The sequence below is a fragment of the Pseudomonas sp. Os17 genome (assembly GCF_001547895.1).
Taxonomy (GTDB): domain Bacteria; phylum Pseudomonadota; class Gammaproteobacteria; order Pseudomonadales; family Pseudomonadaceae; genus Aquipseudomonas.
In genome coordinates this window covers 5898100-5919883 of sequence record NZ_AP014627.1, presented here as the reverse complement: position 1 = coordinate 5919883, position 21784 = coordinate 5898100, and the positions used below count along the sequence as shown (strand labels likewise).

Annotated in this window: 26 protein-coding genes; 20 read left to right on the top strand and 6 right to left on the bottom strand. The window is 61.2% G+C overall.

Features of this window, described 5'->3' with window-relative positions:
• The first annotated feature begins 165 nt into the window (after positions 1–165).
• Complete coding sequence (locus POS17_RS26185) at positions 166–489, top strand: PA4575 family protein (protein ID WP_060841172.1); 324 nt, start codon at positions 166–168, stop codon at positions 487–489.
• Positions 490–510: 21 nt separating this feature from the next.
• Here POS17_RS26185 and POS17_RS26180 read toward each other — a convergent pair whose 3' ends face one another.
• Positions 511–2343 carry a hypothetical protein gene (locus POS17_RS26180; protein ID WP_060841171.1) on the bottom strand — a complete coding sequence of 611 codons (1833 nt, stop codon included), beginning with the start codon at positions 2341–2343 and terminating at the stop codon, positions 511–513.
• Between the two features lie 162 nt (positions 2344–2505).
• Between POS17_RS26180 and POS17_RS26175 the strand changes: the two genes are divergently transcribed.
• The 3 genes from POS17_RS26175 to POS17_RS26165 all read left to right on the top strand — a co-directional run bounded on the left by POS17_RS26175 (position 2506) and on the right by POS17_RS26165 (position 4179).
• Positions 2506–2994, top strand: coding sequence for a TIGR00645 family protein (locus POS17_RS26175; protein WP_015637095.1), 489 nt, complete (start codon positions 2506–2508; stop codon positions 2992–2994).
• A gap of 134 nt (positions 2995–3128) precedes the next feature.
• A complete protein-coding gene (locus POS17_RS26170) occupies positions 3129–3434 on the top strand; it encodes a DUF6482 family protein (protein WP_060841170.1) in 306 nt (101 codons plus the stop codon).
• A gap of 127 nt (positions 3435–3561) precedes the next feature.
• Positions 3562–4179 (top strand): FKBP-type peptidyl-prolyl cis-trans isomerase, encoded by a 618-nt coding sequence (locus tag POS17_RS26165; RefSeq protein WP_044465159.1) that lies wholly within the window; start codon positions 3562–3564, stop codon positions 4177–4179.
• 90 nt (positions 4180–4269) lie between these two features.
• On the opposite strand, the gene POS17_RS26160 is transcribed toward POS17_RS26165, so the two are convergent.
• The 3 genes from POS17_RS26160 to POS17_RS26150 form a co-directional block, all read right to left on the bottom strand.
• On the bottom strand, positions 4270–4539 hold the full coding sequence (locus POS17_RS26160) for a PA4570 family protein (protein WP_016967029.1): 270 nt from the start codon (positions 4537–4539) through the stop codon (positions 4270–4272).
• Between the two features lie 206 nt (positions 4540–4745).
• A complete protein-coding gene (locus tag POS17_RS26155; protein WP_016967028.1) occupies positions 4746–5087 on the bottom strand; it encodes a zinc ribbon domain-containing protein YjdM in 342 nt (113 codons plus the stop codon).
• A 114-nt stretch (positions 5088–5201) separates the two neighbouring features.
• Positions 5202–6170: a polyprenyl synthetase family protein gene (locus POS17_RS26150; protein ID WP_060841169.1), complete on the bottom strand. Its 969-nt coding sequence runs from the start codon at positions 6168–6170 to the stop codon at positions 5202–5204.
• A 263-nt stretch (positions 6171–6433) separates the two neighbouring features.
• Here POS17_RS26150 and rplU point away from each other — a divergent pair, with 263 nt between their 5' ends.
• The 5 genes from rplU (at position 6434) to POS17_RS26125 (ending at position 10240) form a co-directional block, all read left to right on the top strand.
• On the top strand, positions 6434–6745 hold the full coding sequence (rplU, locus tag POS17_RS26145) for a 50S ribosomal protein L21 (protein ID WP_003228361.1): 312 nt from the start codon (positions 6434–6436) through the stop codon (positions 6743–6745).
• A 35-nt stretch (positions 6746–6780) separates the two neighbouring features.
• Entirely contained in the window at positions 6781–7038 is a 258-nt protein-coding gene (gene rpmA, locus POS17_RS26140; RefSeq protein WP_003228360.1) for a 50S ribosomal protein L27, read from the top strand.
• A gap of 194 nt (positions 7039–7232) precedes the next feature.
• A complete protein-coding gene (gene cgtA, locus POS17_RS26135; protein WP_016967026.1) occupies positions 7233–8456 on the top strand; it encodes an Obg family GTPase CgtA in 1224 nt (407 codons plus the stop codon).
• Positions 8457–8640: 184 nt separating this feature from the next.
• Positions 8641–9759 (top strand): glutamate 5-kinase, encoded by a 1119-nt coding sequence (gene proB / locus POS17_RS26130; protein WP_060841168.1) that lies wholly within the window; start codon positions 8641–8643, stop codon positions 9757–9759.
• Positions 9760–9778: 19 nt separating this feature from the next.
• A complete protein-coding gene (locus POS17_RS26125; RefSeq protein ID WP_060841167.1) occupies positions 9779–10240 on the top strand; it encodes a CreA family protein in 462 nt (153 codons plus the stop codon).
• A 109-nt stretch (positions 10241–10349) separates the two neighbouring features.
• Here the strand turns inward: POS17_RS26125 and rpsT are convergent, their stop codons facing one another.
• Complete coding sequence (rpsT, locus tag POS17_RS26120; RefSeq protein ID WP_016967023.1) at positions 10350–10628, bottom strand: 30S ribosomal protein S20; 279 nt, start codon at positions 10626–10628, stop codon at positions 10350–10352.
• A 251-nt stretch (positions 10629–10879) separates the two neighbouring features.
• Between rpsT and murJ the strand changes: the two genes are divergently transcribed.
• From murJ to ispH, 6 genes are all read left to right on the top strand, one after another.
• A complete protein-coding gene (gene murJ / locus POS17_RS26115) occupies positions 10880–12418 on the top strand; it encodes a murein biosynthesis integral membrane protein MurJ (RefSeq protein ID WP_060841166.1) in 1539 nt (512 codons plus the stop codon).
• 129 nt (positions 12419–12547) lie between these two features.
• Complete coding sequence (gene ribF, locus POS17_RS26110; protein WP_060841165.1) at positions 12548–13492, top strand: bifunctional riboflavin kinase/FAD synthetase; 945 nt, start codon at positions 12548–12550, stop codon at positions 13490–13492.
• 13 nt (positions 13493–13505) lie between these two features.
• On the top strand, positions 13506–16337 hold the full coding sequence (ileS, locus tag POS17_RS26105; RefSeq protein ID WP_060841164.1) for an isoleucine--tRNA ligase: 2832 nt from the start codon (positions 13506–13508) through the stop codon (positions 16335–16337).
• Positions 16330–16842, top strand: a complete 513-nt coding sequence (lspA, locus tag POS17_RS26100) for a signal peptidase II (RefSeq protein ID WP_016964296.1) — start codon at positions 16330–16332, stop codon at positions 16840–16842. Before ileS ends, lspA begins: the two co-directional genes overlap by 8 nt.
• Entirely contained in the window at positions 16835–17287 is a 453-nt protein-coding gene (gene fkpB / locus POS17_RS26095) for an FKBP-type peptidyl-prolyl cis-trans isomerase (protein ID WP_060841163.1), read from the top strand. The genes lspA and fkpB overlap by 8 nt, the downstream gene beginning before the upstream one ends.
• A 103-nt stretch (positions 17288–17390) precedes the next feature.
• Positions 17391–18338 (top strand): 4-hydroxy-3-methylbut-2-enyl diphosphate reductase, encoded by a 948-nt coding sequence (gene ispH, locus POS17_RS26090; RefSeq protein ID WP_060841162.1) that lies wholly within the window; start codon positions 17391–17393, stop codon positions 18336–18338.
• Here ispH and POS17_RS26085 read toward each other — a convergent pair whose 3' ends face one another.
• A complete protein-coding gene (locus POS17_RS26085) occupies positions 18339–18863 on the bottom strand; it encodes a GspH/FimT family protein (protein WP_060841161.1) in 525 nt (174 codons plus the stop codon).
• A gap of 401 nt (positions 18864–19264) precedes the next feature.
• On the opposite strand from POS17_RS26085, the gene pilV reads away from it, so the two are divergent.
• The 5 genes from pilV to POS17_RS26060 all read left to right on the top strand — a co-directional run bounded on the left by pilV (position 19265) and on the right by POS17_RS26060 (position 21771).
• Positions 19265–19708, top strand: a complete 444-nt coding sequence (gene pilV, locus POS17_RS26080; RefSeq protein ID WP_060841160.1) for a type IV pilus modification protein PilV — start codon at positions 19265–19267, stop codon at positions 19706–19708.
• Positions 19705–20415 (top strand): PilW family protein, encoded by a 711-nt coding sequence (locus tag POS17_RS26075; RefSeq protein WP_060841159.1) that lies wholly within the window; start codon positions 19705–19707, stop codon positions 20413–20415. The genes pilV and POS17_RS26075 overlap by 4 nt, the downstream gene beginning before the upstream one ends.
• Positions 20415–20897 carry a pilus assembly PilX family protein gene (locus tag POS17_RS26070; RefSeq protein ID WP_231978983.1) on the top strand — a complete coding sequence of 161 codons (483 nt, stop codon included), beginning with the start codon at positions 20415–20417 and terminating at the stop codon, positions 20895–20897. The genes POS17_RS26075 and POS17_RS26070 overlap by 1 nt, the downstream gene beginning before the upstream one ends.
• 175 nt (positions 20898–21072) lie before the next feature.
• The gene (locus POS17_RS31980; protein ID WP_129406524.1) at positions 21073–21354 is read left to right on the top strand and encodes a hypothetical protein; all 282 of its coding nucleotides are present in this window, start codon (positions 21073–21075) and stop codon (positions 21352–21354) included.
• Between the two features lie 15 nt (positions 21355–21369).
• Positions 21370–21771, top strand: coding sequence for a type IV pilin protein (locus POS17_RS26060; RefSeq protein WP_060841156.1), 402 nt, complete (start codon positions 21370–21372; stop codon positions 21769–21771).
• Positions 21772–21784 lie beyond the last annotated feature (13 nt).

Here is a 21784-nt window from a genome sequence, read left to right as displayed (position 1 = left end):
CTGACGTCAATTTGACAAAATAGACCATTCGGCGCCTGTTGGATCGCTCAACTTTGTTTATCAGGCTTTTCTTCTATTCTCAGGGCAAGGAGAACGACAGTCGTCGCTGGATCGAAACAGCCCTCAATTGAAGGCTGAACAGTGGTTCTACCGAGGGTCGCCGCCATGTCGCGCAACCTTTGTCTCACCCGCCAATGCCTTGGCCTGGTTACCCGTATCGAATGCAGCGTCCGCCCACTGGCGGGGGACAACGGTATGTGGACTCTTCTCTTCGCCGCCGGAATGGCCGGTGAACAACCCTCGGCGATCAAGTCCCAGGGACCGTTCTGTGGCCCCGTGGTTGCCGAATCGATTCTCGACTCGATCGTTGAAAGCCTGACCACCCACGGCTATCAACTGGCCGACGATCCGCAGATCTGGTGCCTGCACCTCCAGGCCCAGCTGCGTCAGATCAATGGCGAACGGGGACGCAGCGCCGGCGACTTCTAGTTCCAGCCCGAGCCCTGATCCTCAGGAAGCCGGTGGTGTCGACTCGCTTTTCTCCAGCTTGACCTCGAAGCCGTATTCCACGGTTTCGAGATCGCTGCGGGTATAGGTCTCCAACTGGCTGGGCTGGCCGTAGAAGTAGTGCACGTCGAACAGTGCCGGACCGTCGGCCGACGCGGTGTGGCTGGTCGCGAGAATCTCCTTCAGGTACTGGCCGCTGTCGTCCTTGGCATAAAAGCGCCAGGCGTCCGCGGGGAAGAGTTTCTGGTCCACGATCAGGGCATTGCCCTTGAGTTCGAGCCCTTTGGGCAACTGCCGGGTGCTGATGCTGTCCTTCTTGATGCTGGCCAGGAACAGTGGAATGGAACCCACGGCGTAAGCCGGGGTTTCCGGGAACAGGTTGAGGTCGTAGGTGATGACGCCGCGCAGCGGGTCGATCTCGAAGGCCTCGTCAGGCAGTTCGATCGGTTCGCCACGCTGGCCCTTTTCGTTCTGGGTGAAGAAGGTCAGGGGCGTGTCGCCGGTGCTGAACTCCGAGCCCAGCAGTTCGTCATTGAAGGTCCGTGGGTGGCTGAACTCAATGCGCATTGCGCTGGCATCCTCCACCGATTGGCTGATGGTCACGGATTTCTTCAGTGTTTCCTCGTCGAGCTGAGCGCCCTTGAGGTAGTTGGCCGCCTGATCGTCATAGACCACCACCGGCATGGGCAGCGGCTGGACGTTCTTGTCGGTGGTGCTGCGGTCGAAACGATGCACCGGCAGGTCCAGGTCCTTGCGTGTGACGTTGGCCTGAGCGAAGTCGAGCACCGCCACCTCGAGCTTGTCCACCACGCCGTTGAAATACACCTTGGCGTAATGATTGGTGTGTTGTTGCTCGAAGGCTTTCTGTTCGTTCTCCAGTTGTTTCTCGAAGTCGTCGCTCCAGCTTTTCTGCTTCTGCATCTCGGCCAGTTGCTGTTGGTAAAAGGCAATTTGTGCCGCGCTCTCGTTGATCGAGCCGGAGCGGGAGAGGATTTGACCGGTGCTGTCCCGGGCTTGTGTCAACAGCGGGTTGAGCGAGGTGTCGTTGGCCTCTTCGGGGAGCGGGCTGCTGTTGTTCAGTTCGATTTCGGCGACGTTTTTCTCCAGCGACAGCAGGGTCAGGCGGATATTGCCGTCTTGGCGCGGCTGGCCGATATCGGCCTTGGTCAGCTCGAAGGTGAGTACGCGACTGGGGGCGATCACTTCAAGCTTGCCCAGCAGGGAGACGGGTTGCGGCTGGTTCTTGTTGTCGACCTCCAGGCCCTCGATAAAGGGGTAGGTTACGGTCAGGTCGTCCGGGTTGGTCAGGTTGGAGCTTGACGGGCTCAGTTGAATCCCCGGATCGGTCTCCGACCATTCAGGTTGGAAGGGGACGACTTTCTTGTTGCTCAGGGTGACCGACTGCCACTCCAGGCCGTGGGGAAAGGGGAACTGCGCGGACAGGTCGAAGCTGAACGGAAACACCGGTTGCAGGTCGGTCAGGTAGTCCGAGCTGGAAGGCTTGCGCAACACGAACAGGCCATTGACGTAGGTATCCACCAAGGCTTGTGGCGTGGGGTAATGCTTGAGCAGGGCCAGGCTGTCCTCGCCGTATTCGGTGTCGATCGGCTTGCTGGCAAGCTTGCCTTGCGCGCGCTCCAGAAGCAGCAGCGAGCCCCCGAGATCGCTGATGGCTTCTTTGAGCTTGGGATCCTGGATAGCGTCCAGGGAGGCTTCGAACTGCCTGGTTCTCTCTTCGAGGCTGGCCTGCTTGTGTTCGTCGCTGGGTGAACAGCCGCCGCTGATCAGCAGAACCAGGCCAAGGCCGATGCTTGTCAAAGGCAATCGCAAATCCATTTTCCAGTCTTCCTGTCCAATGTCGGTGAGTGGTAGGAACGGTTCGACACTAGCAGAAAAAACGTGCGGAAAAACCCGTAGAAACGGGGATTGCCTGTGGTTTATGGGCATTTGGCGCGCTGATATACTCGCCGCCGTTTTTTACTCCGGGTGCGAGATTTAATGGAACGTTTTATCGAAAATGCAATGTATGCCTCACGCTGGCTGCTGGCGCCGATCTACTTCGGTTTGTCCCTGGGCCTGCTGGCGTTGGCATTGAAGTTCTTCCAGGAAGTCTTCCACGTCATTCCCAATGTATTTTCGATGGCTGAGTCGGACCTGATCCTGGTCCTGCTGTCGTTGATCGACATGGCGCTGGTGGGCGGTCTGCTGGTGATGGTGATGATCTCCGGCTATGAGAACTTCGTATCGCAGCTGGACATCGATGAAGACAAGGAAAAGCTCAGCTGGCTGGGCAAGATGGATTCTTCGTCGCTGAAGATGAAGGTGGCGGCTTCCATCGTGGCGATCTCCTCGATTCACCTGTTGCGGGTGTTCATGGACGCCAAGAACACTCCGACCGAGTACCTGCTGTGGTACGTGGTGATTCACATGACCTTCGTGATCTCGGCCTTTGCCATGGGTTACCTGGACAAGCTGACCAAGCACTGATTGCTCCTGCTGGATCAATAGCGGCCGCCCGTGCGTTGCAAAACGGACGGGCGGTGTTGTTTGTGGCTTGTGCTTTTCTTGACCGAGGAATATCCATGTAGGCGTCGGGGGTTTCCAATGCACGAGGTGCGCTTATGAACCTGCAGGAAATGAATGCCTACGCCATCGCCGGAAAAGTCGATGAATTGAACCTGATCTCCCTGGAAGGCGGGATCTATCTGCTCGAGGCGCGCATGCACGGGGCTGCTTACCCGCTCAGCGACGCCCAGGGACAGATGTTTCATCTGCGTTCGGTAGAGCATGCCCGTGAGGTATTGCAGTCCTTTCCCAAGTTGCCTTTCAACCTGATTCACACTTCGGTGCACGATGAGATGTGCGGTTTGTCCGCCAGTGCCGAAGAAAGCCTGAAGGTACCGATCACTATGCGCTCCGCCTGGTAATGGCGGGGTTGCGCTGATTATCGCCGAACTTCTGTGCTAGTCTGCTCGCCCTTTTGATTCCGGGCGCTCCGGGAGGCCCTGTGTTTCTGCGGCCTTCCCTGAGCCGTCCGCACAGCGGAGCAGTGTCATGTCCGAAGTAAATCTGTCCACCGACGAAACCCGCGTCAGCTACGGTATTGGCCGTCAGCTGGGTGACCAGCTGCGCGACAACCCGCCACCGGGTGTGAGCCTGGACGCAATCCTGGCGGGCCTGACCGACGCATTCGCCGGTAAGCCAAGCCGTGTGGGTCAGGAAGAGATGTCCGCCAGCTTCAAGGTGATTCGCGAAATCATGCAGGCCGAAGCGGCTGCCAAGGCTGAAGCGGCTGCTGGTGCCGGCCTGGCTTTCCTGGCGGAAAACGCCAAGCGTGAAGGCATCACCACCCTGGCTTCCGGTCTGCAATTTGAAGTGCTGACCCAGGGCGACGGCGCCAAGCCATCCCGTGAAGACAGCGTGCGTACCCACTATCACGGCACCCTGATCGACGGCACCGTGTTCGACAGCTCCTACGAGCGCGGCCAGCCTGCCGAATTCCCGGTAGGTGGCGTGATCGCCGGCTGGACCGAAGCGCTGCAACTGATGAACGCCGGTAGCAAATGGCGTCTGTACGTGCCGAGCGAACTGGCCTACGGCGCACAAGGCGTGGGCAGCATCCCGCCGCACAGCGTTCTGGTGTTCGACGTCGAGCTGCTGGACGTTCTGTAACCCGTGTAGGGGCCAGATGGCTGGCAATGACGGCCGCGCACGCGCGGTCCGTTCATCCTCGGCCAGCTTGCCCCTTTCTCGGTTCTGGTTTCATAGACGGATTTTTGCGCCCAGGCTCTGGCCATCGGCGCCGGTTGGCCGCAAGGCTCTGGCGTAGCAGAACAAAAACAGGTTGCGCACCAACTCCTTGAGTACCAGCGGCTCGCTGGAGCTCAAACCGTTCAGGTCCAGATCTCCCTGGTCCTGCAGCTCGCTCAGGGCTTCCTCTTCCAGCACAGCACAGACTTCCCCGGTTTCCCGATGCAGGATTCGCAGGTAGGGGTGTGGGCGGTCCAGCCAGGCATCAATCAAATAAGTCATGGGTGTCATCTCCTTGAATGGGGTTCAATGAGAATAATTCTTATTCAATGAATAGCAAGTACCTATTGGCGGTTTCTGCTTTTTTCTGTGTGGAAATTGTTTTCGATCAAATCGGCTGGCTTTTCGCTAGCAGGTGTGTGGATCAAGCATGGCGGGGGGTATAGGTGGGAAACCCTCTCGCGGCAGGCGCGAGAGGGGGGGAGGCGTCAGACCTTGCGGACGAACTCGGATTTGAGCTTCATCGGGCCGATGCCGTCGATCTTGCAGTCGATGTCGTGGTCGCCATCGCACAGGCGGATGTTCTTGACCTTGGTGCCAACCTTGACCACCAGGGAGGTGCCCTTGACCTTGAGGTCCTTGATTACGGTGATGGTGTCGCCGTCTTGCAGCACGTTGCCCACCGAATCTTTCTTCACGGCTTCATCGGATGCGGCTTCGGCTTCGCCGCTGGCGGACCACTCGTGGGCGCACTCGGGGCAGATCAGCTGGGTGCCGTCCTCGTAGGTGTATTCGGAATTGCATTTTGGGCAGGGTGGCAAAGTGCTCACTTAAGCTCCTCAAAGTCAGGATGGCTAAAAAGCGCACATTGTATAGGGTTTTGTCGGGGAGGGGGCGCTGGGAAGTTGCGCCGGCTCCTGCGCATAGGCAGGAGCCGGTGCATTTTAGTGGGTGCGGGCGACGGCGAATTCGCTCAGTTCCACCAGTGCGTCGCGGTATTCGCTGGGTGGCAGGGCTTCCAGGCAAGTAATGGCGCGAGCCACGTAGTCGCGAGCCAGCTGTGCGGTGTAGTCCAGGGAGCCCGACGCCTCAACCGCTGCACGGATGCTTTCCAGGTCCTCGATACCGCCTTTCTGGATGGCCTGGCGCACCAGGGCAGCCTGTTCCGGGGTGCCTTCGCGCATGGTGTAGATCAGCGGCAGGGTCGGTTTGCCCTCCGCCAGGTCGTCACCGACGTTCTTGCCCAGGGTTTCGGCATCGCCACGGTAGTCCAGCAGGTCGTCCACCAGTTGGAAGGCCACGCCCAGGTGATCGCCAAAGGTGCGCAGGGCTTCGGACTGTTCCGGTGTCGCACCGGCCAGGGCGGCGGCGCTGTGGGTCGAGGCTTCGAAGAGCATCGCGGTCTTGCCGCGGATGACTTCCATATAGGTTTCTTCGGTGGTGCTGGCGTCACGCACCTTGGACAGTTGCAGCACTTCGCCTTCGGCGATGATCCGCGTGGCCTGGGACAGAATGCGCATGACCGGCATCGAGCCCAGTTCGACCATCATCTCGAAGGAGCGCGAGTACAGGAAATCGCCCACCAGCACGCTGGGAGCATTGCCCCACATGGCGTTGGCGGTGGAGCGGCCACGGCGCATGCCGGACATGTCGACCACATCGTCATGCAGCAGGGTGGCGGTGTGCAGGAACTCGATGGTGGCGGCCAGCAGGCGCAGGTCATCGCCTTCGCGGCCCAGGGCCTTGCCACATAGCAACACCAACAGCGGGCGCAGGCGCTTGCCTCCGGCCGAGGTGATGTAGTCGCCGATTTTCGAAACCAGCGGTACTCGGGAAGTCAACTGTTTCTTGATGATGCCGTCGACGGCGCTAAAATCGTCCGCCACCGCGCGGTAGAAAGCTTGGGGTTGCATCAGCGACAGGTGCTCCAGAAGGGTTGCGCGGCATGCTAGGACCCGCGTCCGCAGGTGTCAAGGCGCGCTCCCGGCGGTGCTTGGCGCCGCCTGAACGGCACTTGCATCGCTATTGTGCCTTGCGTACAATCGCGCACCCTGAACTTCCTGGGCAGCACCTGCCTTACGCAATTGCACTTGGGCCGTTCCAGCCCCATGCAGCCATGCCAGCCAATACCTCTTCTTATAAAGAGCTGGGTGAGCAGGATTATCGGAGAAATACCATGTACGCAGTAATCGTTACCGGCGGTAAGCAATACAAGGTCGCTGAAGGTGAATACCTGAAGATCGAAAAACTGGAAGTCGCCACTGGCGAATCCGTGACTTTTGACCGCGTTCTGTTGGTCGCCAACGGCGACGACGTGAACATCGGCGCACCTGTTGTTGCTGGCGCAACCGTCAAGGCTGAAGTGATCTCCCAAGGTCGTCACGATAAAGTCCGCATCATCAAGTTCCGTCGCCGTAAGCACCACATGAAGCGTATGGGCCACCGCCAGTGGTTCACCGAGATCAAAATCACCGGTATTCAGGCTTAATTTCAGCCTAATTCCTCACTAGGAGAATTGAACTCATGGCACACAAAAAAGCTGGTGGTAGTACCCGTAACGGTCGCGACTCAGAAGCCAAACGCCTTGGCGTGAAGATGTATGGCGGCCAGGTCATCAAGGCCGGCAACATCATCGTGCGTCAGCGCGGCACCCAATTCCACGCTGGCTACGGCGTTGGCATGGGTAAAGATCACACCCTGTTCGCGAAAATCGAAGGCGTGATCAAGTTCGAAGTAAAAGGCGCCTTCGGTCGTCGTTACGTGAGCGTTGTCGCGGCTTAATTGCGCGATCGCTGGAAAAGCCCTGTCTCGCGACGGGGCTTTTTCGTTTGTGGGATGAGTCTCTTGCAAAACTGTTTGTACGAGCTGGCAGCGTTGGATGTTTCGGTCGTTGATTGAGGTCGCTGCGCTCATTTTTGCAAGAGTCTTATGTCTTGGTTTCTTCAGCTCGCCCGTGCGGCGAGAGGCGTTTGATCATGAAGTTTGTTGATGAAGTTTCGATCCGAGTAAAAGCTGGCGACGGCGGCAATGGCTGCATGAGTTTCCGTCGGGAAAAATTCATCGAGAACGGTGGTCCCAACGGCGGTGATGGTGGTGACGGCGGCTCGATCTATATGGTTGCCGACGAAAACCTCAACACCCTGGTGGACTACCGTTACACCCGGCATTTCGATGCCGAGCGTGGCTCCAATGGTGGCAGCACCGACTGCACCGGCAAGAAGGGTGAGGATCTGGAGCTGCGGGTTCCGGTCGGCACCACCATCATCGATGCTGGCACCCAGGAGGTCATTGGTGACCTGACCAAGGCCGGTCAGCGCCTGATGGTGGTGCAGGGTGGCTGGCACGGTCTGGGTAACACCCGGTTCAAGTCCAGTACCAACCGTGCGCCGCGCCAGACCACTCCGGGCAAGCCGGGTGAGCAGCGCGATCTCAAGCTTGAGCTGAAGGTGCTGGCGGACGTCGGTCTGCTGGGCTTGCCGAATGCCGGCAAAAGTACCTTTATTCGCTCGGTTTCCGCGGCCAAGCCGAAGGTGGCCGATTATCCGTTCACCACGCTGGTGCCGAACCTGGGCGTGGTCAGCGTCGATCGCTGGAAGAGCTTCGTCATTGCCGATATTCCGGGTCTGATCGAAGGGGCTTCCGATGGCGCGGGCCTGGGGATTCGCTTCCTCAAGCACTTGGCGCGCACGCGCATCCTGCTGCACCTGGTGGACATGGCGCCGCTGGATGAAAGCAGTCCGGCGGATGCGGCGGAGGTGATCGTCAACGAGCTGGTCAAGTTCAGCCCGTCCCTGGCCGAGCGCGAGCGCTGGCTGGTGCTGAACAAGAGCGACCAGATTCTTGAGGAAGAGCGTGAGGAGCGCGTCAAGGAGATCGTCGATCGCCTGCAGTGGACTGGCCCTGTCTACGTGATCTCGGCCATTTCCAAGGATGGCACCGAGCGTCTGAGTCGCGACATCATGCGTTACCTGGAGGATCGCGCTGATCGCCTGGCGGCCGACCCGGCCTACGCCGACGAGCTGGCCGAGCTGGATCAGCGTATCGAAGACGAGGCGCGCGCCCAGTTGCAGGCGCTGGATGACCAGCGTGCTCTGCGTCGCAGTGGCGTCAAGAGCGTCCACGACATCGGTGACGATGATTGGGATGAAGAGGATGTGGATGACGAGGACGGTCCGGAAATCATCTACGTCCGCGACTGATCCTGTCGTCGCGGGCTGGCCCGCGAAGACGGTTTATCTGGCCTGGCGCGGTGTTATCATCGCTGCCAGCCAGCTCTCAAGGCGCCGCTCATTCGAGCGGCGTTTTGGTATCTGCAAGCTGTGAATACGAATAACCCCATGAGTGGCGCTCGGTCGCGCCGCTCGCTGGCAAAGGTTGAATAAGATGCGGAGCAAGGTGACGGGTGCGCAACGCTGGGTCGTGAAGATCGGTAGCGCGCTGCTGACGGCGGACGGCAAGGGGCTGGATCGCGCTGCAATGGGTGTATGGGTCGAGCAGATGGTGGCCTTGCATGAGGCCGGCGTCGAGTTGGTATTGGTTTCCTCGGGCGCTGTGGCGGCCGGGATGAGCCGCCTGGGCTGGACCGCACGACCGAGTGCGATGCATGAGTTGCAGGCGGCCGCTGCCATTGGCCAGATGGGGTTGGTGCAAGCCTGGGAGTCGAGTTTTGCCGAGCATGGCCGGCATACCGCGCAGATTCTGCTGACCCATGACGATCTGTCGGATCGCAAGCGTTACCTCAATGCGCGCAGTACCCTGCGGGCGCTGGTGGAGCTCAAGGTGATTCCGGTGATCAATGAAAACGACACCGTGGTCACTGATGAAATCCGCTTTGGCGACAACGACACCCTGGCGGCGCTGGTTGCCAACCTGGTGGAGGCTGATCTGCTGGTGATTCTCACGGATCGCGATGGCATGTTCGACGCCGATCCGCGCAGCAATCCCGATGCTCAGTTGATTTACGAGGCGCGTGCCGATGATCCGGCGCTGGACGCCGTGGCTGGAGGTACCGGCGGCGCCCTGGGGCGTGGCGGCATGCAGACCAAGTTGCGGGCGGCGCGGCTGGCGGCGCGTTCCGGTGCGCACACCATCATTGTGGGTGGGCGTCTGGAGCGGGTGCTGGATCGCCTCAAGGCCGGCGAGCGCATAGGTACCTTGTTGTCGCCGGAGCGCGGCATGCTGGCGGCTCGCAAGCAGTGGCTGGCCGGGCATCTGCAGACCCGTGGCACCCTGGTGCTGGATGAAGGGGCGGTGTCGGCGCTCGCTCAGGGCAACAAGAGCTTGTTGCCGGTTGGGGTCAAGCAGGTCCAGGGCGGTTTCCGGCGTGGCGAAATGGTGGTTTGCGTGGCGCCCGACGGTCGTGAGATCGCCCGTGGCCTGGCCAACTATAGTGCGCTTGAGGCGCAGAAGATCATCGGTCAGCCTTCTGATGCAATTGTGGGTGTCCTGGGTTACATGGCTGAACCGGAACTGGTTCACCGCGACAACCTGATTCTGGTGTAAGCGATCTAAGGAAAAGCGAATGCGCGTAGCAAAAGGATTGTTGGGCTTGCTCTTGGCGATGCCGTTCATGGCTTCGGCCGAGGAAATTGGTCAGGTGTCCACGGTATTCAAGTTTGTCGGGCCGAACGATCGCATCGTGGTCGAGGCCTTCGATGATCCCAAGGTGGACGGTGTGACGTGCTATCTGTCGCGAGCCAAGACCGGTGGCCTCAAGGGTGGCCTGGGTTTGGCGGAGGATCGTGCCGAGGCGTCCATCGCTTGTCGTCAGGTGGGGCCGATCGCGTTCAAGGGTGAGCTCAAGGATGGTGAGGAGGTCTTCAAGGAGCGTACTTCCCTGGTGTTCAAGACCATGCAGGTGGTGCGTTTTCTCGACAAGAAGCGCAACACCCTGGTGTATCTGGTCTACAGTGATCGGGTGATCGAGGGCAGTCCGCAGAATGCGGTGACGGCGATTCCTATCCTGCCTTGGCCGCATCAGTGAAATATTGAATCTTGGCGGGCCGGCTCCGGGTGGGGCTGGCTGGTCAAGGTGATAAATGGCAGGCAATAAAAAACCGACCCTTGGGTCGGTTTTTTAACAAGCGCGTCGCTTAGGCTGCAGCAGCAAGGTTCAGAGCCTTGATGTGGCCATTCAGACGACCTTTATGGCGAGCAGCTTTGTTCTTGTGGATGATGCCCTTATCGGCCATGCGGTCGATAACTGGCACGGCCAGAACATAAGCAGCTTGCGCTTTAGCGGCGTCTTTGGCGTCGATGGCCTTAACTACGTTCTTGATGTAGGTACGAACCATGGAACGCAGGCTGGCGTTGTGGCTGCGACGCTTCTCAGCCTGTTTTGCACGTTTTTTGGCGGAAGGTGTGTTGGCCACCGTCGAGCTCCTCGAAAGACTTTTTGGGAAATAGCAAACAAAATAGGCCGCGAATCATGCCGATGAGTTGAAGTCTTGTCAAGGGCGGGTGATACGTTCCGCTGAGTGGTCGATCTGAAGAGGCGGGATATTTATTTCCGGCGCTTGACCTGTAAACTCGCGAGCTTTGGCTCTGTGCTGTTGCGGCGCGGAGTATCGCATAAGTGGGCGTCTTTTCGCCTGCTGTTTATCTACAGGCAAACAACCTTTTCATGAACCTGCTCAAGTCATTGGCCGCGGTCAGCTCTATCACGATGCTTTCCCGGGTGCTGGGGTTTGTCCGCGATACCATCATCGCGCGCACCTTCGGCGCCGGGATGGCGACGGATGCTTTCTTCATCGCCTTCAAACTGCCCAACCTGCTGCGACGGATCTTTGCCGAGGGCGCCTTTTCCCAGGCCTTCGTACCGATCCTCGCGGAGTACAAGAGTCAGCAGGGCGAGGAGGCGACCCGCACCTTTATTGCCTATGTCTCGGGGTTGCTGACCCTGGTCCTGGCGCTGGTCACGGCCCTGGGCATCATTGCCGCGCCCTGGGTGATCTGGGCCACGGCGCCTGGTTTCGTCGATTCGCCGGAAAAATTCGCCCTGACCTCCGATCTGTTGCGGGTGACCTTTCCTTATATATTGCTGATTTCTCTGTCCTCGCTGGCCGGGGCGATTCTCAATACCTGGAATCGCTTCTCGGTGCCGGCCTTCGTGCCGACGCTGCTCAATGTCAGCATGATCATCTTCGCGCTGTTCCTGACCCCGTATTTCGATCCGCCCGTGATGGCGCTGGGTTGGGCGGTACTGGCCGGTGGCCTGGCGCAACTGCTCTACCAACTGCCGCACCTGAAGAAGATCGGCATGCTGGTGCTGCCACGCCTGAATCTGCGGGACACCGGTGTCTGGCGGGTGATGAAACAGATGCTGCCGGCGATTCTCGGGGTGTCCGTCAGTCAGATCTCGCTGATCATCAACACCATCTTTGCCTCGTTCCTGGTGGCCGGCTCCGTGTCCTGGATGTATTACGCCGACCGGCTCATGGAGCTGCCGTCCGGCGTGCTGGGGGTCGCCTTGGGGACCATTCTGCTGCCGACCCTGGCCAAGACCTACGCCAGCAAGGATCGTCATGAGTACTCGCGGATCCTCGATTGGGGGCTGCGCCTGTGTTTCATCCTGGTGCTGCCGTGCTCCCTGGCCCTGGGCATACTGGCCGAGCCGCTGACGGTCTCGCTGTTCCAATATGGCGAGTTCAGCGCCTTTGATGCCTCCATGACCCAGCGTGCGCTGGTGGCTTATGCCGTGGGTTTGCTGGGGATCATCGTGATCAAGGTGCTGGCGCCGGGCTTTTATGCGCAGCAGAACATCCGCACGCCAGTGAAAATCGCCATTTTCACCCTGGTCGTCACCCAGTTGCTCAACCTGGCGTTTATCGGCCCCTTGAAGCACGCCGGCCTGGCCCTGGCCATCAGTGCTGGAGCCTGTATCAACGCGGGCCTTTTGTTTTATCAGCTGCGCAAGCAGCAGATGTTCCAGCCGCAGCCGGGCTGGGGGCGCTTTGCGCTGAAGTTGCTGGTGGCCGTGGCGGTCATGTCCGGTGTGCTTCTGGGGTTGCTGCACTTCATGCCCGCCTGGGATCAGGGGCTTATGCTTGCGCGTTTCCTGCGTCTGGGGGTTCTGGTGGTGGCTGGCGTGGTGGCCTATTTCGGCATGCTGGCCCTGCTGGGCTTCCGTTTGCGCGACTTCAATCGCAAAGCCTTGAACTGATGACGCTTTAATGGTCGGGGCAGGGCGGGCACGGGTTTTGTCGGTTCGATCACTTTGGGTTACGGTGTTGCCTGTCGTCGGCCGCCGGGTGTGGTTATAATCGGCCACTTTATGAGCAAGAAGCGCGTTATGCAGCTGGTTCGAGGCCTCCACAATCTGCGCCCCCAGCATCGGGGCTGCGTCGCCACTATTGGCAACTTTGACGGTGTTCACCGTGGTCACCAGGCTATTCTGGGGCGGCTGCGTGAGCGTGCGCTCGAGTTGGGCGTGCCCAGCTGCGTGGTGATCTTCGAGCCGCAGCCGCGGGAGTTTTTCTCCCCAGAGACCGCCCCGGCCCGCCTGGCCCGCTTGCGCGACAAGCTGCAGTTGCTGGCTCAGGCAGGTGTCGATCGGGTCCTGTGCCTGGCCTTCAACCAGCGCCTGAGCAAGCTTGGCGCCAGCGAGTTCGTCGAGCGGATCCTGGTGGACGGCCTGGGTGTGCAGCACCTGGAAGTGGGGGACGATTTCCGCTTCGGCTGCGACCGGGTTGGCGATTTCGAGTTCCTGCAACAGGCCGGAGCCACCCACGGATTTACCGTGGAAGCCGCGCAGACCGTTGAGCTGGATGGCTTGCGCGTCAGCAGCACCCAGGTCCGCAATGCCCTGGCCGCTGCCGACTTTGATCTGGCCGAGCGGCTGCTCGGCCGACCGTACCGGATTGCCGGACGGGTCCTGCACGGGCAGAAGCTGGCGCGCCAGTTGGGTACGCCCACTGCCAACGTGCAATTGAAACGCCGCCGCGTGCCGCTGTCCGGGGTCTACCTGGTGAGCGTCGATATCGATGGCAAGACCTGGCCCGGTGTCGCCAATATTGGTGTGCGGCCCACGGTTGCAGGTGATGGCAAGGCCCACCTGGAAGTTCATCTTTTAGATTTTGCCGGCGATCTGTATGACCGGCGTTTGACGGTGGTTTTCCACCACAAGCTGCGTGAAGAGCAGCGTTTCGCCTCCCTGGAGGCGTTGAAGACGGCGATCAATGCGGATGTTGCCGCCGCCCGTGCCCAAGTGGCACGTATCCATAGCGCCAATCGCTAATGAAGAGCCTTAAATGACCGACTATAAAGCCACGTTAAACCTTCCGGACACCGCCTTCCCAATGAAGGCCGGCCTGCCTCAGCGCGAACCACAGATTCTGCAGCGTTGGGACAGCATTGGCCTGTACGGAAAGTTGCGCGAGATTGGCAAGGATCGTCCCAAGTTCGTCCTGCACGACGGTCCTCCCTATGCCAACGGCTCGATTCACATCGGTCATGCGGTCAACAAGATTCTCAAGGACATGATCATCCGCTCGAAAACCCTGGCGGGTTTCGACGCGCCTTATGTTCCGGGTTGGGACTGCCACGGCCTGCCGATCGAGCACAAGGTCGAGGTGACTCACGGCAAGAACCTGTCTTCGGACCAGACTCGCGAGCTGTGCCGCACCTACGCGTCGGAGCAGATCGAAGGGCAGAAGGCCGAGTTCATCCGCCTGGGCGTGCTGGGTGACTGGGCCAACCCGTACAAGACCATGAACTTCGCCAACGAGGCCGGGGAGATCCGTGCCCTGGCGGAAATGGTCAAGGGTGGCTTCGTGTTCAAGGGCCTGAAGCCGGTGAACTGGTGCTTCGACTGCGGTTCGGCCCTGGCCGAGGCGGAAGTCGAGTATCAGGACAAGAAGTCCGCCACCATCGACGTGGCCTTCCCGATTGCCGACGAAGCCAAGCTGGCTGGCGCCTTCGGCCTGGCCAAGCTGGCCAAGCCCGCCGCCATCGTGATCTGGACCACCACCCCGTGGACCATCCCGGCGAACCAGGCGCTGAACGTCCATCCGGAGTTCAACTACGCCCTGGTGGATGCCGGCGAGCGCCTGCTGGTCCTGGCCGAAGAACTGGTGGAGTCCTGCCTGGCTCGCTACAGCCTGGAAGGCTCGGTGATCGCCACCGCCCCGGGTTCGGCCCTGGAACTGATCAATTTCCGTCACCCGTTCTATGATCGCCTGTCGCCGGTGTACCTGGCCGAGTACGTGGAACTGGGCGCCGGTACCGGCGTGGTTCACTCCTCGCCTGCCTACGGTGAAGACGACTTCGTGACCTGCAAGCGCTACGGCATGGTCAACGACGACATCCTCAACCCGGTACAGAGCAACGGTGTCTACGCGTCGTCGCTGGAGTTCTTCGGCGGCCAGTTCATCTGGAAGGCCAACCCGGCCATCGTCGACAAGCTGAGCGAAGTCGGCGCGCTGCTGCACACCGAAACCATCAGCCACAGCTACATGCACTGCTGGCGTCACAAGACCCCGCTGATCTATCGCGCCACCGCGCAATGGTTCGTCGGCATGGACAAGCAGCCGGAAGCCGGCGGCACCCTGCGTCAGCGCGCCCTGCAAGCCATCGAGGACACTCAGTTCGTCCCGGCCTGGGGCCAGGCGCGCCTGCACTCGATGATCGCCAACCGTCCGGACTGGTGCATCTCCCGCCAGCGCAACTGGGGCGTGCCGATTCCGTTCTTCCTGCACAAGGAAAGCGGCGAACTGCACCCACGTACCGTCGAGCTGATGGAAGAGGTGGCCAAGCGCGTCGAACAGCAAGGCATCGAAGCCTGGTTCAAGATGGACGCCACTGAACTGCTGGGCGACGAAGCCAGCCAGTACGACAAGATCAGCGACACCCTGGACGTCTGGTTCGATTCCGGCACCACCCACTGGCACGTGCTGCGCGGTTCGCACCCGATGGGCCATGAAAGCGGCCCGCGTGCCGACCTGTACCTGGAAGGTTCCGACCAGCACCGCGGCTGGTTCCACTCGTCCCTGCTCACCGGTTGCGCCATCGACAACCACGCGCCGTACCGCGAACTGCTGACCCACGGTTTCACCGTGGACGAGAACGGCCGCAAGATGTCCAAGTCCCTGGGCAACGTGATCGCCCCGCAGAAGGTCAACGACACCCTGGGCGCCGACATCATGCGCCTGTGGGTTTCGGCCACCGACTACTCCGGCGAGATGGCGGTTTCCGATCAGATCCTGCAGCGCAGCGCCGACGCCTACCGGCGTATCCGTAACACCGCGCGCTTCCTGCTCTCCAACCTGAGCGGCTTCAACCCGGCCACCGATCTGCTGCCGGCTGAAGACATGCTGGCCCTGGACCGTTGGGCCGTGGACCGTACCCTGCTGCTGCAGCGCGAGCTGGAGCTGCATTACGGCGAATACCGCTTCTGGAACGTCTACTCCAAGGTGCACAACTTCTGCGTGCAGGAGCTGGGCGGCTTCTACCTGGACATCATCAAGGACCGCCAGTACACCACCGGCGCCAACAGCCAGGCCCGGCGTTCCTGCCAGACCGCGCTGTTCCACATCTCCGAAGCGCTGGTGCGCTGGATCGCGCCGATCCTGGCCTTTACCGCCGACGAGCTGTGGCAGTACCTGCCGGGCGAGCGCAACGAATCGGTGATGCTCAACACCTGGTACGAAGGCCTGAGCGAGTTGCCGGAAGGCTTCGAGCTGGACCGCGCCTTCTGGGAGCGGATCATGGCGGTCAAGGCCGCGGTCAACAAGGAACTGGAGAACCAGCGCGCCGCGAAAGCGGTGGGTGGCAACCTGCAGGCCGAAGTGACCCTGTACGCCGAGGATTCGCTGTCGGCCGATCTGGCCAAGCTGAGCAACGAACTGCGCTTCGTGCTGATCACCTCCACCGCCAGCGTCGCGCCTCTGGCCCAGGCCCCGGCTGACGCGGTGGAAACCGAAGTCAGCGGCCTCAAGCTGAAAGTGGTCAAGTCGAGCTTCGTCAAGTGCGCCCGTTGCTGGCACTGCCGCGAAGACGTTGGTGTGCATCCGGAGCATCCGGAAATCTGCGGGCGTTGCGTGGACAACATCAGCGGCGCAGGCGAGGTTCGTCACTATGCCTAACGCCGCAGGCCGTTTCGGCCGTCTGGGCTGGCTGTGGTTGAGCGTGCTGGTCCTGGTCATCGACCAGGTCAGCAAGCTGCACTTCGAAAGTTCGTTGAGCATGTACCAGCAGATCGTGGTGATCCCGGACTACTTCAGCTGGACCCTGGCCTACAACACCGGTGCGGCCTTCAGCTTCCTTGCGGACAGCTCCGGCTGGCAGCGCTGGCTGTTTGCCCTGATCGCGATTGTGGTCAGCGCGGTGCTGGTGGTCTGGCTCAAGCGCCTGGGGCGCAATGAAACCTGGCTGGCCATCGCCCTGGCCCTGGTACTGGGCGGGGCTCTGGGCAACCTGTACGATCGCATCGCCCTGGGGCACGTGATCGATTTCATCCTGGTGCACTGGCAGAACCGCTGGTACTTCCCGGCATTCAACTTCGCCGACAGCGCCATTACCGTCGGCGCGGTGATGCTGGCCCTGGATATGTTCAAGAGCAAGAAAACCGGAGAAGCCGTTCATGACTGAACAGGTATTGACTGAACAACGTATCGGTCAGAACACCGAAGTCACTTTGCACTTCGCATTGCGCCTGGAGAACGGCGACACCGTAGACAGCACCTTCGACAAGGCCCCGGCGACCTTCAAGGTCGGCGATGGCAACCTGCTACCCGGGTTCGAAGCAGCGCTGTTCGGCTTCAAGGCTGGTGACAAGCGCCATCTGACGATCGAGCCGGAAAACGCCTTCGGCCAGCCCAACCCGCAGAACGTGCAGATCATCCCGCGTTCGCAGTTCCAGGACATGGAGCTGTCGGAAGGCTTGCTGGTGATCTTCAATGACGCGGCGAACACTGAATTGCCCGGTGTGGTCAAAGCGTTCGATGACGCTCAGGTCACCGTCGACTTCAACCACCCGCTGGCCGGCAAGACCCTGACCTTTGATGTCGAGATCATCGACGTCAAAGCGCTTTAACAGCATCGCCGGCACGCTGCCTCCTATTCTGTAGGAGCCGGTTTGCCGGCGATCCGCTGTCTACAACGATCTAACTTCTTGCGCGCAAGACACGAGGCACAGCATGCAAATCAAACTCGCCAACCCCCGTGGCTTCTGCGCCGGTGTGGACCGGGCGATCGAAATCGTCAATCGCGCCCTGGAAGTCTTCGGGCCGCCGATCTACGTCCGGCATGAAGTGGTACATAACAAATTTGTCGTCGAAGACCTGCGCAATCGCGGAGCGATCTTCGTCGAAGAGCTGGACCAGGTGCCGGATGACGTCATTGTCATCTTCAGCGCCCACGGTGTTTCCCAGGCGGTGCGCAACGAAGCCGCCGGTCGTGGCCTCAAGGTGTTCGATGCCACCTGCCCGCTGGTGACCAAGGTGCATATCGAAGTGGCGCGCTACAGCCGCGACGGTCGTGAATGCATCCTGATCGGCCACGCCGGCCACCCGGAAGTCGAAGGCACCATGGGCCAGTACGATGCTGGCAATGGCGGCGCCATCTACCTGGTGGAAGACGAGAAGGACGTGGCCGAGCTGCAGGTGCGTAACCCCGAGCGCCTGGCCTTCGTGACCCAGACCACCTTGTCCATGGATGACACCAGCCGGGTGATCGACGCCCTGCGTGCGCGCTTCCCGGCCATTGGCGGGCCGCGCAAGGACGACATCTGCTATGCCACGCAAAACCGCCAGGACGCGGTCAAGCAACTGGCCGACGAATGCGACGTGGTACTGGTGGTCGGCAGCCCCAACAGCTCCAACTCCAACCGCCTGCGCGAGCTGGCCGAGCGCATGGCCACCCCGGCCTACCTGATCGACGGTGCTGAGGATCTGCAGCGCAGTTGGTTCGACGGGGTCGAGCGGATTGGCATCACCGCCGGTGCTTCGGCGCCGGAGGTTCTGGTGCGTGGGGTGATCCAGCAGTTGCAAGCCTGGGGCGCCACGGGGGCCGACGAGCTGGCGGGACGCGAAGAGAACATCACCTTCTCCATGCCCAAGGAGCTGCGGGTTCGCTCCCTGCTCTGATCAGCCTGCTGTCGCACACAAGGCCTGCTCGGCGGCATCGCTGCGCAGGCTGACCCGCCCGCTGCGTGACAGCACCACCTGATGACGGCTGTGCTCCCGGTCTGCCTGGCAGATGTGCAGGGTGCCGGCCTGGAAGGCGCCACTGGGCAGCAACGGGTTGCCCAATGGGCTGAAACGCACGTAATGCTGCACCGGGCGATTACCCACTATCAGGACCTGCCCACCGCTGCGCCGCTCGATCAGCAGCGGATTCTCCGAATCCTCCGGCCCCTTGCCACTGATATCCAGAATGATGCGCCAGCCCCGGCTCCAGTCGTTGTCCAGGCCATGGATCAGCGCGGTGCGTTGATGCAGGATTGCCGCCGCCCGGGCATTGCGCAGGCCGCTGGCAAGCATCTGCGCGGAGTCCTGCTGGCGATTGGAGCGCAGCAGCTCACTGAGGGCGGCGCTGGACAGTGGCAGCAACAGCGCCAGCACCGCCAGCGCGCTCAGCAGTTCGATCAGGCTGAAACCCTTCTCATGCATGCGCTATTCCTCCCTGGAACGCCCGATTTCACGCGATAGGTACCCGCCCTTGAGCCAAAGGGCCACAGTGCCAGTCTCCGACCGGCCAGGCGTTGAACTGTTATAGCCGAGGACGTTGCCAAGGCTTGCCATGAATTTGCGCACAAAGGGTTTCAGCTGGCGGCAACCACATATCGCGCTCTGTGTTGTCGCTTGCGGCACATGCTGTGTGGGGGCGCAGGGCAATGTATTGCGGGGTGTTCCAGCCAGCGGCCTGGGGGCGACGCCGAGGCTAACCTCTGGAGGCGGCCGCATCGATTTGCGCCGTCCTGGCGCGGCTCGCCGAACTTGAGGGGCCGTCGCCTGCGACGAGTGACCGGATCCTGTCGCAATCGAGCTGGGAGTCATGGAGGACGTTACGGATGAACCGGTGGCATGCACAGGACGGCATGTCCTTGATCGAGGTGCTGGTGGCGCTGTCGATTCTGGCGCTGGGCCTGTTGGGGGCCGCGGCGCTGCAGATCAGGGCGCTGCAGCATACCGACAGTGCGCGAATGAGCACTCAGGCCAGCTTTATCGCCTACGACATGCTCGATCGCATTCGGGCCAACGCATCTGCCGATTACACCCTTGGTACTCCCTCTGAGGGCAACACGGGCACGGTGCGGGATCAGGACCTGGTGGACTTTGCCGGCAACGTCGCCAGCTTTGGCGGGCCCGGCGCCAAGGGGCGCATCAGCGTCAACCAGCAGGTCTACACCGTTCGCATCACCTGGGACGACTCCCGTGCCGCGGGCCGGGTTGCCAGCCAGCGCAGCCTGGAAATCAGCAGCCGAGTGGCGGTGGGGCCGGGAGGCACGCCGTGAAGCGAGGCAACTGCGGTTTTGCGCTGGTGGAGATGATGCTGGCCCTGCTCTTGGGGCTGGTGCTGGTGTTGGCCGCAACCCAGGTATTTATCGCGGCAAAACACACCTACCTCAGCCAGAGCGCCGCGGCCTACTTGCAGGAGGATGGGCGGTTTGTCCTGAGCAAGATGCTCCAGGAAATTCGCATGGCGGGGCTGGCAGGGTGTTTGCGGGACGTCGACGACGCGAGTATCGCCACGGAATTTTCTCGTTACCGGGCCACCCCGATTCAGTGGGACAGCGCCGAGCACAAGCTGACCCTGATCACTGCGGATGTCGGTGAGGATGGCGGGGCGCCGACCTGGAGCCTGGTCACCGACTGCCAGCGCAGCGCGGTGGCCTATTCGGGGGCTCATCCAGGAGGTGTCGGGCAGCAGGTGTTTGCCTTGCGACGAGTGTTCTACAGCTACAAGAACCATCAACTGTTGTTCGGCAGTGGCCTGGGCAAGCAGCAGGCGGTGCTGTTGGACAACGTCGAAGCCTTCGATGTCGGTTTCGGTGTGGCCCGCTCCGCAACGGATAGCGGGGTTGCTCGCTACAGCCCGCATCCGGGGGATCCGGCGCGGATCCGCAGCGTGCGATTGCGCCTGACCCTGGCCGATCCCGACGCTCGGGTCGGCCCGCAGAGCTACACGGTGGTGGCGGCCTTGCGCAACAGGTTGCCCTGATGAGGTACCCGGCAGGATTCAAGCCCGACGGCGAACGGGGCATGGCGTTGTTGGTGAGCCTGGTGTTTCTGCTGGTGCTGAGCCTGATCGGCCTGTCATCCCTGCAGAACGCCACCTTGCAGGAAAAGATGGCCGCCAGTCTGCTGCAGCACAATCGGGCTTTCCAGGCCGCGGAGGCGGCGCTGCGCCTGGGGGAAGGCGCGGTCCGCCGGGGTTATGACTCTTTGCCGCTGTGCGCGGATCCTGTGCGGTGTGCACCTCCCGCTGAATCGACGGTGGTCAGCGGTGCCGGCTTCAATGAGGCTTCGGCGGTGACCTGGGTCGCCACCGGCGAGGGTTTTTATGCGGTGCAGAACCTGGGGATTGTCCTGAATGCGCTCGGCCTGCCCCCCGACACTTCGGCCACTCTGTACCGAGTGACTGCAGTAGGGCTGGCGGGGCAGGCGCGCAGCGTGCTGGAGAGCATTTATGCCAAGTACTGATTCCGAGATGCTGCGGTGCCGGTGGCCGTTGGTGTTTGCGCTCGTGCTGCTGGGCAATGGGGGGCAGGTTGTCGCAAGCGACGTTCAGTCGCCGGTCAGGGTGGCTGATCAGGTTCCGGAGCCCTCTGGCCTATCCGGTTCGTGGTCCTTGAGTGCTGGGTGGCTCGAAACTGGTGTGTGTGACTCAGGCCAAGCCTGCGGGAAATTGATCGAGTTGCAGGCGTTCAGCGGTAAGATGCTCGACGCCGCGCCGCTGGACGCCGACGGTGCTGGAGTCGTGACGGATCAGGAAGCCTTCTCCACGGGCACCGGATTCGTCGATGGGCTCCCCGGCCGCGCGGGCGTTTCCAGCCATCAGCCCCCCAAGATCGTCAGCGCCCCTGGCGGCGCCAGCAGCTCCCTGGAGCAAAGGTCCAGCGGTGGCAGCCGGCGCATCCTGTGGCGACAAATTCAGTAAGCGAGATTCTTGACCATGCGCAGATCCAAACAAGGTTTTACCCTGATCGAAATCATGATCGTGATTGCGATCATAGGTCTGGTCCTGACCTTGAGCCTTCCCAGCATCACCGAATACCTGAAGAAGCCCCATCGCAGCGAAATCGCGGCGTTGCTCACCGAGCAGGCACAGCAGCTCGAACGCCACTTTTCCAAAGCCGGGGTCTACAGCAACGCTCCGGACCTGAGTGCCGGCAACGATTACTACAGCATCGCCCCGACCCTGACCGACACCGGCTTCTCGCTGACCGCATCGCCCAAGGCCGATACGCTGATGGCGGGGGACAAATGCGGCAGCTTCAGCATCGATCAAACCGGCGCCATCAGCGTCACAGGTCAAGCCGAAGGGCTGACGGCCAAGGACTGCTGGGGGCGTTGATCACGGGGTTCGG

Bases quoted from the DNA above. Each gene is read 5' to 3' on its own strand.
- murJ (WP_060841166.1), top strand. From the start codon at position 10,880: ATGAACCTGCTCAAGTCATTGGCCGCGGTCAGCTCTATCACGATGCTT.
- POS17_RS26185 (WP_060841172.1), top strand. From the start codon at position 166: ATGTCGCGCAACCTTTGTCTCACCCGCCAATGCCTTGGCCTGGTTACC.
- pilV (WP_060841160.1), top strand. From the start codon at position 19,265: ATGAACCGGTGGCATGCACAGGACGGCATGTCCTTGATCGAGGTGCTG.
- cgtA (WP_016967026.1), top strand. From the start codon at position 7,233: ATGAAGTTTGTTGATGAAGTTTCGATCCGAGTAAAAGCTGGCGACGGC.
- POS17_RS26070 (WP_231978983.1), top strand. From the start codon at position 20,415: ATGAGGTACCCGGCAGGATTCAAGCCCGACGGCGAACGGGGCATGGCG.
- POS17_RS26180 (WP_060841171.1), bottom strand. From the start codon at position 2,343: ATGGATTTGCGATTGCCTTTGACAAGCATCGGCCTTGGCCTGGTTCTG.
- POS17_RS26170 (WP_060841170.1), top strand. From the start codon at position 3,129: ATGAACCTGCAGGAAATGAATGCCTACGCCATCGCCGGAAAAGTCGAT.
- proB (WP_060841168.1), top strand. From the start codon at position 8,641: ATGCGGAGCAAGGTGACGGGTGCGCAACGCTGGGTCGTGAAGATCGGT.
- fkpB (WP_060841163.1), top strand. From the start codon at position 16,835: ATGACTGAACAGGTATTGACTGAACAACGTATCGGTCAGAACACCGAA.
- ileS (WP_060841164.1), top strand. From the start codon at position 13,506: ATGACCGACTATAAAGCCACGTTAAACCTTCCGGACACCGCCTTCCCA.
- rplU (WP_003228361.1), top strand. From the start codon at position 6,434: ATGTACGCAGTAATCGTTACCGGCGGTAAGCAATACAAGGTCGCTGAA.
- ispH (WP_060841162.1), top strand. From the start codon at position 17,391: ATGCAAATCAAACTCGCCAACCCCCGTGGCTTCTGCGCCGGTGTGGAC.
- lspA (WP_016964296.1), top strand. From the start codon at position 16,330: ATGCCTAACGCCGCAGGCCGTTTCGGCCGTCTGGGCTGGCTGTGGTTG.
- POS17_RS26150 (WP_060841169.1), bottom strand. From the start codon at position 6,170: ATGCAACCCCAAGCTTTCTACCGCGCGGTGGCGGACGATTTTAGCGCC.
- POS17_RS26175 (WP_015637095.1), top strand. From the start codon at position 2,506: ATGGAACGTTTTATCGAAAATGCAATGTATGCCTCACGCTGGCTGCTG.
- ribF (WP_060841165.1), top strand. From the start codon at position 12,548: ATGCAGCTGGTTCGAGGCCTCCACAATCTGCGCCCCCAGCATCGGGGC.
- POS17_RS26160 (WP_016967029.1), bottom strand. From the start codon at position 4,539: ATGACTTATTTGATTGATGCCTGGCTGGACCGCCCACACCCCTACCTG.
- POS17_RS26125 (WP_060841167.1), top strand. From the start codon at position 9,779: ATGCGCGTAGCAAAAGGATTGTTGGGCTTGCTCTTGGCGATGCCGTTC.
- POS17_RS26060 (WP_060841156.1), top strand. From the start codon at position 21,370: ATGCGCAGATCCAAACAAGGTTTTACCCTGATCGAAATCATGATCGTG.
- POS17_RS26085 (WP_060841161.1), bottom strand. From the start codon at position 18,863: ATGCATGAGAAGGGTTTCAGCCTGATCGAACTGCTGAGCGCGCTGGCG.
- POS17_RS26165 (WP_044465159.1), top strand. From the start codon at position 3,562: ATGTCCGAAGTAAATCTGTCCACCGACGAAACCCGCGTCAGCTACGGT.
- rpmA (WP_003228360.1), top strand. From the start codon at position 6,781: ATGGCACACAAAAAAGCTGGTGGTAGTACCCGTAACGGTCGCGACTCA.